The following is an 11358-nucleotide window of genomic DNA, read 5'->3' as shown; positions in this document are numbered from 1 at the left end:
TGGGGTCTCTCCTGCTAAGCAATCAAATTATCAATTTCCTCCGCTGATAAACGTTTGAGTGCCTCCAGCGATTTAGTCAATTCGTCCAGTGCATGGTCACTTTCGCCATTTTTTTCTTGCAGCGTGGCGCAGAAGTCCGCCAGCACAGGCTGTTCGAACAGAGCCTTGAGGCTGACCTCGCGCTGCAACTGTTCGCGTACTCGCACCAGCATCTGCACCGCCAGCAGCGAATGCCCGCCGAGTTCGAAGAAATTGTCGTTGCGCCCCACCTGCTCGACTTTCAGCACATCGGCCCAGACCGCCGCCAACTGTTCCTCCAGCTCACCTTGTGGCGCGACGTAGGCCGCCTGCAACTGGCTGGCATCCGGCGCAGGCAGCGCGTTGCGGTCCAGCTTGCCGTTGGCGGTCAGCGGCAGGTGATCAAGGACGATGAAGTGGGTCGGCACCATGTAATCCGGCAGATGTGCCCGGAGTTCGGCTTTCAGCGTTTCACGCAGCGTGTGCTGATCCTGATCAGGCTGGGTCGGAACCAGATACGCCACCAATTGCCCATCCAGCGCCAGCACGATCACTTCGCGTACTGCCGGGTGCGCTTGCAGCCGCGCTTCGATTTCGCCCAGTTCGATACGGAAGCCACGAATTTTCACTTGGTGGTCGATACGCCCGGCGTACTCGATGGTTCCGGCAGCGCGATAACGCGCCAGGTCGCCGGTGCGGTAAAGACGACCGCCATCGTTGGAAAACGGGTCTGGCACAAAGCGCTCGGCGGTCAGCGCTGCGCGGTGGTGATAACCCCGCGCCAGACCGGCGTGACCGATGTGCAGTTCGCCGCTGCAACCCTGAGCTACCGGGTTGAAATCAGCGTCCAGCACGTACCACGACAGATCCGGAATCGCCTCGCCAATCGGGCTGCCCGGGCTTTGTGTGTCGGCCTGGGTTATAGGCCTGTAAGTGACATGCACGGTGGTTTCGGTGATGCCGTACATGTTGATCAGTTGCGGCGTCTGATCGCCGAAACGTTCGAACCAGGGTGTCAGGCTGGCAACGTCCAGCGCTTCGCCGCCGAAGATGACTTTCTGTAACGGCATCGGCAACGGCGAATCGCAGGCCACACGCATCAGCTGTTTGAACGCCGACGGTGTCTGGTTGAGCACCGTAACCTGCTGTTCAACCAGCAAGGCATGAAACGCTTCCGGCGAACGGGTCACGTCGCGGGGCACGATCACCAGTCGACCGCCATGCAGCAACGCGCCGAAGATTTCCCAGACCGAGAAATCGAAGGCAAAGGAATGGAACAGCGTCCAGACGTCTTTTTCGCTGAAAGCAAACCAGTCGTCGGTGGCAGCAAACAGGCGCATCAGGTTGTGATGAGTCAGCAAGGTGCCTTTGGGTTTGCCGGTCGAACCGGAGGTGTAGATCACATAAGCCAGGTTGTCCGGCGAGGTCTGGTTGGGCAGGTTTTCGGCGCTGTAATCATTCAGCGCGTCAGCCAGATCCAGCGTCTGCACCTGCTCTGGAATCGGTAACCTCTCAAGCACATGCGCCTGAGTCAGCAACAACTCGATACCGCTGTCCTGCATCAGAAAGCTCAGACGATCCTGCGGATAATCCGGATCCAGCGGCATGTACGCGCCACCGGCCTTGAGAATCGCCAGCAAGCCCACAATCATCTCCAGACCACGCTCGGCAGCCAGCCCGACGCGAACATCCGGGCCGACGCCCTGCGCCCGCAGTTTGTGGGCCAGCTGGTTGGCGCGGCGGTTGAGCTGCTGATAGCTCAGTTGCTCGGCAGCGAAACTCAGGGCGATGGCTTGCGGGGTACGTTCAGCCTGGGTTTCGATACGTTGATGGGCGCACTGCTCGCTCGGATATCGCTGCACGCTCTGCGTCCAGGCGACGGGCAGTGCCAGTTCGCCGAGACGCGTCGTTGCCGATGCACTGAGGCTTTGCAGCAGATGATCGAAATGCGCCGCGAGTTGCAGAATGCCTTCGGCACTGAAGTGTTGCCGGTCGTAGCTGAAACGTACCGACAGCACGTCATTGGCCTCGACCACCAGGGTCAGCGGGTAATGCGCCTGTTCCTGATTGCGCAGGCCACTGAAGACCAGGCCGTCCGGCGCACGCTGCAAGGCCTCGGACATCGGGTAGTTTTCGAACACCAGAATGGTGTCGAACAACGCCTCGCCACTGTGACGCGCCAAGCGCTGAATGCTGTAAAGCGCTGTGTGTTCATGCTCGCGCAGGGCGATATTTTTCGCCTGCACTTGCTGCACCCAGTCGCCGACGGTCTGTTCCGGACGCGGGCTGGCGATCACTGGCAGGGTGTTGATGAACAACCCCAGTTGTTCCTCGACGCCCGGCAGGTCAGCCGGACGTCCGGCCACCGTAGCGCCGAACGTCACGCAGCTCTGGCCGGTGTAGCGTTGCAGCAGCAACAACCATGCGGATTGCACCAGCGTATTGAGGGTCACGCGCTGCTCGCGGGCGAACTCGCTCAAACGTCGGGTGCCGTCGGCATCGATCAACTGGATGTAGTCGCCGTAGCCCTGCCCTTCTGCGCAAGACTTGAACGCTTGCAACAGGCGGGTCGGCTCATCCAGTTCGGCCAGTTCTGCGGTCCAGAAGCGCTCGCTGAGCGCGACGTCCTGCTGCTGCAGCCATTGAATGTAATCGCGATAACGTCCTGCCTGTTTCGGCGGCGTATGGCCGCTGTAGCGTTGCAGCACTTCGCCCAGCAGGCGCGAGCTGCTCCAGCCGTCCATCAAGATGTGATGGCTGGTGTAGACGAGTTGCCAGCTGTCAGCGGCCGTGCGTACCACCGCCAGACGCAACAGCGGCCCCTGCGCCAGATCGAAGCCCTGTTGACGATCGGCCTGCGCCCAGTCGTCCAGCCAGCTTCCCGGGTTGCCACGCGCATCCAGCTCGACAAAAGGCAGCGTCACCTGACGCTGTACCACTTGCAGCGACTGTTCGCTCTGACTGAAAAAGCGGCTGCGCAGCACGTCGTGACTATCGACCGCTGCCTGCCACGCGCTCTGGAAGCGCGGCACATTCAGCCCGGTGACAGTTACCCGCAACTGATTGATGTAATTGCCCGCGCCCTCTTCGAACAGCGAGTGGAACAGCATGCCCTGCTGCATCGGCGACAGCGGGTAAATGTCGTCGATTTCGACCGCAGCAATCGGCAGCGCGTCGAGTTGCGTCTGGGTCAGACGCGCCAGCGGGAAGTCCGATGGCGTGACGCCCTGATGCCCGGCCAGGCAGTGCTCAATCAACGTGGTCAGCGCCTGCTCGTAACGGCGCGCCAGGGTGTCGATGGTCGAGGCCTGATACACCTCGCGGCTGAAGCTCCAGTCCAGTTGCAACTGACCGTCGAACACTTGGCCGTTAAGGCTCAGCCAGTTGCCTAGCGGGCCGTCTTCGCACAGCGCAGTACCGACACTGTCGGCGCTCGGCACAAACAACGTGCCTTCGCGCTCGTTGAAGCTGCCGTCAAACTGGCCTAAATAATTGAACGTCACCCGCGCCTGTGGCAAAGCCTCGAGTTGCTGCGCAAAACCCGGATCCCCCATGTAGCGTAATACGCCGTAACCAATGCCTTTGTTCGGCACCGCGCGCAACTGTTCCTTGATGCCACACAGGCTTGCACCCGGCGCGACTTGCGGCGTAAGGCGGACCGGGAACAGGCTGCTGAACCAACCCACGGTACGGCTGAGATCGATATCCTCAAACAGGTCTTCGCGGCCGTGGCCTTCCAGCTGGATCAGCACCGACGACTGCTGGCTCCACTCGCACAGCACTTGTGCCAGCGCCGTCAGCAGCAAGTCGTTGACCTGTGTGCGGTAGGCGGCAGGCGCGACTTTCAGCAGTTTGTGGGTCAGGTCCTTGCTCAGCCACGACGACGCATGGGCCGCGTCGCGATTACGCATCGTGCCCTCGGGCTTGTCACGCGGCAGCGGCTGATCATCGCCCTGCAAGGCGCGCAGCCAGTATTCACGCTCGGCGGCCAGCGTTGCGCCGCTCGCGTAGTGTTGCAATCGCTCGGCCCAGTACTTGAGCGACGTGGTTTTGGCCGCCAGCGCCAGCGGCTGGCCTGCCGCCAGGGCGACGTAGGCCTGTTGCAAGTCTTCCAGCAACAGCCGCCAGGACACGCCGTCCACCGCCAGGTGATGGATGACCAGCAACACGCGTTGTTCACCTTGCGGCAGGTTGACCAGTACCGCACGCAGCAACGGGCCGTTTTTCAGGTCCAGGCTGCGTTGCGCTTCAGTGGCCAGTTCCGGCAGGCGCTCAATGCTGTCCAGTTCATGAATCCAGAGCAGGTCGCGGGTGTTCAGCGCGCCGAATGTGGCTCGCCACTGGCCATCTTGCTGGGTGAAACCGAGGCGCAGCGCGTCGTGCTGTTCGATCAGCGCGGCCAGTGCAGCTTGAAGGTGAGTCGCATCCAGCGTTTGCAGGGGTTTTAGCATCAGCGCCTGATTCCAGTGCTGACGTTGGGGGATGTCCAGTTCGAAGAAGCGCGCCTGAATCGGCAGCAACGGCAGCGAGCCGTTGACTTGCTCTACCGCAGCAGCAGGCTTTTTCTCGATCAATTTGGCGACAGAGGCCAGTTGGCCGATGGTCTGTTTCTCGAACAACTGCTTGGGGCTGAGCTTGATGCCCTGGCGCTTGGCACGGGCGATGATTTGCAGGCTGAGGATCGAATCGCCGCCCAGTTCGAAGAAGTTGTCGGTGCTGCCGACCTGCTCCAGCTTGAGTACGTCGGCCCAGACCGCAGCGAGTTTTTCCTCGATCTCGCCGACCGGTGCGGTGTAATGCTGTTTGACCACACCCGGTTTGGGCAAGGCGCGCTTGTCGAGTTTGCCGTTGGCGGTCAGCGGCAGTTTATCCAGCAGCAGAATCTGCGCCGGCAGCATGTAGTCGGGCAAGCGCGCAGCCAGTTGCTCGCGCAGGCGTTCGCTATCAAGGCTCGCACCGGCTGCCGCCACGCAATACGCGACCAGTTGCAGACGCGATTCATCACCGTCAAGGGGCAACGGCAATACGCTGGCTTCTGCCACCGAAGTCAGGCCGAGCAGCACCCGCGCCACTTCTGCAGGCTCGACGCGATAGCCGCGCACTTTCACCTGATCGTCGGCACGGCCGATGAATTCCAGTTGCCCCTGATGATTGCGCCGCATGCGGTCGCCGCTGCGGTAAACCCGCGCGCCATTCTGCGCACACGGGTCCGGCACGAAGCGCTCGGCGGTCAGTGCCGGCTGGCTACAGCTCGCCTGCGACTTGAGTGCCGACCGGGTTCAGCACGTCATCCAGCACGTAAGCACTGGCCCCCGGCAACGGCGCACCGACCGGCACGTTGCGCAGAGGGTCCTGTGGGAGCGAGACAGGCACCTCATGCGTCAGCACGCCGACGGTGGTTTCGCTCGGGCCGTAGTGGTTGATCACCCGGCAAACCGGTTTGAGCTGACGCACCTGCTCGACCAGCGTGGGCGAGCAGGCTTCGCCGCCAACGATGAGCGCATGCTGCGGCAACACGTCGGCGGCTCGGCTGGCCTGTAGCAGCGCGGCCAGGTGGCCGGGCACGATTTTCAGCACGCCGACCTGATGCTCGGCCATATAGGCCGCAAAAGCGTCCGGGTCGAACCCCAGGGATTCGGTCAGTACATGCAGCGTGCGCCCCGCACACAGCGCGCCGAACAGCACGGTATGGCCAAGGTCGGCGGCGATGGTCGAAACCAGCGCCATGCTCGCCTCGGGGGCCAGTTGCAACTGCTCCAGCAGGCCGCGCACGTAACTGGCCAGCGCGCCCTGGCTGACCAGTACGCCTTTGGGCTGGCCGGTCGAACCCGAGGTGTGAATCACTCGGCCGACAACGCGCGCTCGGGACAGCTGTTCGGCAAGTCCTGCCACTGCGCAGGCATCCAGGCCAGGCCCTGACAGCCGGTAACGTTCAGCGATGTCTGACGTAAATCGCCTGCGGCACACAACAGCACTTTCGCCTGGGCATTACTGAGCATGTGTTGCAGCCGCGCATCGGGGGCTTTGACGTCCAGCGGCATGTACACGCCACCGGCCTTGAAAATCGCCAGCACGGCCGTCAGCCAGTCCAGCGAGCGATCCATCAATACCGCGACCGGTTGGCCTTCGCCGATACCCATCCGGACAAGGTGATGAGCCAGTTGATTGGCTGCCTGATCCAGCTCGCGTGTACTCAGGGTGCGATCCAGACAGCGGGCGGCCAGCGCCTCAGGCTGCGTCTGGACTTGACGGTCCCAGAGTTGCAACACACAGGGCGCGGGTTCGCGCGCGTCCCGCACAGGCTCGATCGCCAGCGCGCCTAGGCTGAACAGTGGCGCACTCGGCGCAGCGAGCAGGGTCTTGAACAGGTCGAGCAATTCGGGGATGAAGCCCTCGACGGTTGCACGCCGATACAGGTCGCTGGCGTAGGTCATGTCGCCGTGGATCAGCGTGCCGTCGTCGGTAATGTCCAGCGCCAGATCGAAATGCGCGCCGTGTTTTTCAAAGGCGTACTCACTGACCTCCAACCCCGCCAGCCTGAGTGCGGTTTTCTGCTTGAGGACCACGTTCTGGTTGAACTTGGCCTGGAACAACGGGTTATGCCCCAGGCTGCGCTCAGGGGCCAGGTGATCCACCAGTTGCTCGAACGGCACGTCCTGATGCGCCTGCGCACCGAACGACGTGTCACGAATCTGCGCCAGTAAATCGAGGTAGCTCAGGCGCTCGTCCACGTGGCAGCGCAGCACCTGGGTATTGATGAAGAAGCCGATCAGCCCTTCGGTTTCAGCCCGGCCTCGGTTGGCATTGGGCACGCCGATGCGGATGTCACGTTGCCCGGCCTTGCGCGACAAAAACAAGGAGAAACCGGCCAGCACCAACATGAACAGACTCATGCCCTGGCTGCGGGCAAACGTATTGAGCTGACGCGACAGGTCGACGCCGAAATCAAAGTGCAGGTGCTCGCCCTGAAAACTCTGCGTCACGGGGCGCGGGAAGTCCTGCGCAGCGTCCAGCAGCGGTTGCTCGTCACCCAATTGATTGCGCCAGTAATCCAGTTGCCGCTCACCCTCGCCCGCTTCCAGCCAGCGACGCTGCCAGATGGCGTAGTCGGCGTATTGCAGCGGCAGCTCCGGGAGACTCGGTTCGTGACCTTCGCAATACGCCTGATAACAGTGGACGAACTCCTGAATCATCACGTCCATCGACCAGCCGTCGGAGACGATGTGGTGCATGTTCACCACCAGCACATGCTCATCGCTGGCGAGGCGGAACAGGTGCGCGCGCAGCAACGGGCCTTTACGCAGGTCGAACGGCTGGCTGGTGAGTGTGGTGACGTGCAGTGCCAGTTCGGCATCGCGCAGTGCTGTATCAGCCAGACCAGACAGATCGATGCTGTCCAGGGCCACGTTCTGATCGTGCAGCAGCACTTGCCGCGGTTGGGCACCTTCGATCTCGAACACAGTGCGCAGCACTTCGTGGCGCTCGATCAGATGATCGAAAGCGCACCGCAATGCCGACTCGTTCAAAGCTCCTTTCAGGCGCAGGCCGGTGGTCATTTTGTAGGCGTCGCTCAGCGGGTCAAGCTGCCAGAGGAACAGCAGGCGCTGCTGAGCAAATGACAGCGGGATCGCGGTGAAGTCATGGCGACTGACCGGCACCGGCAACAGGCTGAAATCCTTGCCTTCCTCACGCAGGCGGGCGAGGAACTGGCGGCGTTGTTCCAGGGGCAAGCCGACAAAACGTTTGGCAATACGTGCAGCAGTGGACCCGGTCATGCGCCAAATTCCTCCAGTGAATCCATGAACTGGTCCATGTCGCTCCAGTCGTTATCCGTTGTGTTGTCGGTCAGCAGTGCCACTTCGGCAGCGAGGTCGCTCAGCAGCGGTTTCTCAAAAAGGACGCGCAGCGGCAGGCTGACGCCCAGTCGGGTCTTGATCCGGGCAATCACTTGCGCGGCGAGCAGCGAGTGACCGCCCAGCTCGAAGAAGTGGTCGTCCAGCCCGACCTGCGGGCGTGCAGGACTTCCTGCCAGATGGCGGCGAGGCAGGTTTCCGCTTCGCTGTGCGGTGCGCGATACCGGGCCTGCAACTGGCTTGCATCGGGCGCAGGCAAGGCCTTGCGGTCCAGTTTGCCGCTGGGCGTCAGCGGCAGTTCCGCCAGCAGCAGCACATGTGTCGGCACCATGTAGTCCGGCAGGCTGGCTTGCAGTTGGGTACGGATGCTCTGGCGCAGTGCCAGTTGTTCGCTGTCGCGGATCGCCGTAATGTTCGGCACGGCATAGGCCACCAGTTGCGTACTGCCTGACAGCGAGACGGCCAGCACCACCGCTTCACGCACCCCCGTGCATTGCTGCAGGCGCGACTCGATTTCACCCAGTTCGATGCGGAAACCGCGGATTTTCACCTGATGATCGACCCGACCGATGTACTCGATAGCGCCGTCAGCGCGCAGTCGGGCACGGTCTCCGGTGCGGTAAAGACGCTCACCGCTCACAAACGGATCGGCGACAAAACGCTCGGCGCTCAGGCCCGGCCGGGCGTGATAACCGCGCGCCAGACCGGGCCCACCGATATACAGCTCGCCCACCGCGCCTTGCGGCAGCAGGTTCAGTTGATCGTCGAGGATGTACAGCCGACGCCCCGCCAGCCCTTTGCCGATCGGCACGCCGCGCCAGGACACCTGTTCCGGGGTCAGCGCGCTGCAATCGTGGATACTCGACACCACCGTGGCCTCGGTCGGACCGTAGGTGTTGAGCAGGCAAACATGACCAAGTCCGGCCTGTTGCCACAGCCGCAGACCTTCGACGGCCATCGCTTCGCCGCCGACGTGAACCTGCCGCAGCGCGCCGTAATGCACAGGCGGGCTGGCAGCGAAATCCTGAACCAGGGTCAGCCAGTAAGCCGCAGGCAAGTCAGCAAGGGTCACGTTGTGCTCGACGATGGCTTGATGGAAGGTGGCGCTGTCCCACAGACGCTCATCACGCATGACCACCGCCGCGCCGCGACACAGCGGCGGGTAGAACTGCTCGACGAAGCCATCGAAACTGTGGGTGGCGAATTGCAGGACCCGGTCGCCTTCGCGCAGGTCGCTGTAGTCCGCGCCCAGCGTGACGAACTCGGCCAATGCGCCATGACTGATCGCCACGCCCTTGGGTCGGCCGGTCGAGCCGGAGGTGTAAATCACATAGGCCAGACTGGCCGAATCGATTGCGACTTGCGGGTTTTGTGTGCTGGCGGCTTCACTGTTCATCTGATCGATGCACAGGCATTGAATGTCAGCCATTTCAGGCAGTCTGGTCAGCTGTTCGCTGTGGGTCAGCAGCAGCTTCAGGCCGCTGTCTTGCAGCACATGACGCAAACGCTCGCTCGGCGTGCTGAGGTCCAGCGGCACGTAGGCACCGCCCGCCTTGAGCACAGCCAGCAGCACCATCGGCATGTCCAGCGAACGGCCCAGCGCGACGCCGACCAGCACGTCCGGCCCCACACCGTGCTCGCGCAGTTGCCAGGCCAGACGGTTGCTGCGCTCGTTCAGTTCGACGTAAGTCAGGCTCGGCGATTGACCTTCACGGGCGAGGATCAGTGCCGGGGCGTTTGGCGTGTGCAGTACCTGCGCCTCAAACTGGCGATGCGCGGGGATTGCGGTGTCGGCTTTGCTGACGCTGTCGACAGCCAGCAGGTGCCTGCGCTCGTCGGCCGCCAGCATCGACAGCTCGGCGATGGTTTGCAGCGGATCGGCACAGACCGACGTCAGCAGGTTGCGCCAGTGTGCGGCCAGACGAACGATGGTCGATTCGTCGAAAATGTCGGTGGCATAGGTGAAGGCTGCGTTCAGTTGCTCGCCTTCGCCGCTGGTGGCGAGCATCAGGTCGCTGGCAGCGGCGTGCGAGCGCTGGGCCAGTGCCTGTTGCTCGGCGGGCAGATTGGCCACGCGCAGGCCGCCGCTCAGCTGTTTGTCCAGCAGATCGGCCACCACCGGCTGGTGATTGAACATCACCTGGAACAGCGGGTTATGGCTCTGGCTGCGTTCAGGCTGCAAGGCGTCGATGATGGCGTCGAACGGCAATTCCTGATGCGCCTGGGCACCGGTCGAGGCATTGCGCACAGTTTGTAACAGATCGACAAAGCGCGTCTGTGCGGTGACTTCGCTGCGCAGCACTTGCGTGTTGATGAAGCAGCCGATCAGCCCTTCGGTTTCACTGCGGGTGCGGTTGGCGATCAGGCCGCCGACGCGAATGTCGGTCTGCCCGCTGTAGCGATGCAGCAGGCTTTTGAAGGTCGCCAGCAGCACCACGAACAGCGTGACGCCCTGCCGTTGTGCGAGGATTTTCAGGTTGCGCAGCAGCTCGGGTTCCAGCGCCAGTTCCAGGCGAGCGCCGTCATGGCTGGGCAGTGCCGGGTACGGTCGGTCCGTGGGCAGTTCAAGTACCGGGTGTTCTTCGCCAAGATGCTTGCGCCAGTACTCCAGCTGACGCTCTTGTTCGCCAGCCTCCAGCCAGCTGCGCTGCCAGACGGCATAGTCGCGGTACTGCACGATCAGCGGCTGGAATGGCAGCGGCTTGCCGGCCAACAAGGCGTCGTAGCCGCGCAGCCATTCGTCGATCAGCACGTTCATCGACCAGCCGTCGGTGATCATGTGATGCAGGTTGAGCAGCAGCAGGTGTTCCTGTTCGGCGAGGCGCAATACCTGCACGGTAAACAGTGGCCCGCGCTGCAGGTCGAAGGTTTGCACGGCCTGTTCGGCCATGGCCTGACGCGCACTTGCCCAGCGCTGCTCGGTCGGCAAATCGCTCAGATCGGTCAGGCGGATGCTGACCGGCGCTGGCGGTGCAACGCGCTGAAACGCCTGGTCGCCCTCCTGACCGAAGGTGGTGCGCAGGCTTTCATGCCGCTCGACCAGCACACTGAAAGCCCGTTCCAGCAGCGGCAGCTCCAGCGGACCGTTCAGGCACACCGACATCGGCAGGTTGTAGGCCGCACTGTGCGGGTCCAGTTGCCAGAGAAACCACATGCGTTGCTGGGCATAAGACAGCCCGTCGCGCTCGGCCAGCCCTTCGCAGCAAGGAATCGGGAACAACGCAAAATCCATGTTTTCCTTGCGCATGCCGTCGAGAAACAGGCGACGTTTTTCAAGGGGCAACTCGACAAAACGACGAGCGAGTTTCTGGGCGTGTTCGGGGTTCATGGGTCGAATCCTTGCTGAATGGGGCTGACCGTCAGGCGGGGTCGTATCAACAAGAACGAATTGGCGGGGAAATATTTAGAAAGGTTTCTCAGGTGTGGCTCTGCATTGCACCGCAGACTCAAGAGAAGACGCAGGGCATCCAGAACTGCATGCCTACTC

Annotated in this window: 3 protein-coding genes and 1 pseudogene; all 4 read right to left on the bottom strand. The window is 62.4% G+C overall.

Annotated features, from left to right (window positions below):
* Positions 1-14: 14 nt before the first annotated feature.
* Entirely contained in the window at positions 15-5180 is a 5166-nt protein-coding gene (locus N018_RS08960; protein WP_438826900.1) for an amino acid adenylation domain-containing protein, read from the bottom strand.
* A gap of 82 nt (positions 5181-5262) precedes the next feature.
* Positions 5263-5910: an AMP-binding protein gene (locus N018_RS28360; RefSeq protein WP_324294019.1), complete on the bottom strand. Its 648-nt coding sequence runs from the start codon at positions 5908-5910 to the stop codon at positions 5263-5265.
* Entirely contained in the window at positions 5859-7793 is a 1935-nt protein-coding gene (locus tag N018_RS28355) for a condensation domain-containing protein (protein WP_324294018.1), read from the bottom strand. The genes N018_RS28360 and N018_RS28355 overlap by 52 nt, the downstream gene beginning before the upstream one ends.
* Positions 7790-11199, bottom strand: a pseudogene (locus tag N018_RS08955) (amino acid adenylation domain-containing protein). Before N018_RS08955 ends, N018_RS28355 begins: the two are co-directional and overlap by 4 nt.
* Positions 11200-11358: the final 159 nt, after the last annotated feature.

Origin of the sequence: Pseudomonas syringae CC1557, assembly GCF_000452705.1 — a bacterium.
Taxonomy (GTDB): Bacteria; Pseudomonadota; Gammaproteobacteria; order Pseudomonadales; family Pseudomonadaceae; genus Aquipseudomonas; species Aquipseudomonas syringae_F.
Note: the sequence above shows the minus strand (reverse complement) of the source record. Positions and strands in the feature narration are given on the sequence as shown.

Excerpts from the sequence above, each read along its gene's own strand:
- N018_RS08960 (WP_438826900.1), bottom strand. The coding sequence starts at position 5,180 with ATGCGGCGCAATCATCAGGGGCAACTGGAATTCATCGGCCGTGCCGAC.
- N018_RS28355 (WP_324294018.1), bottom strand. The coding sequence starts at position 7,793 with ATGACCGGGTCCACTGCTGCACGTATTGCCAAACGTTTTGTCGGCTTG.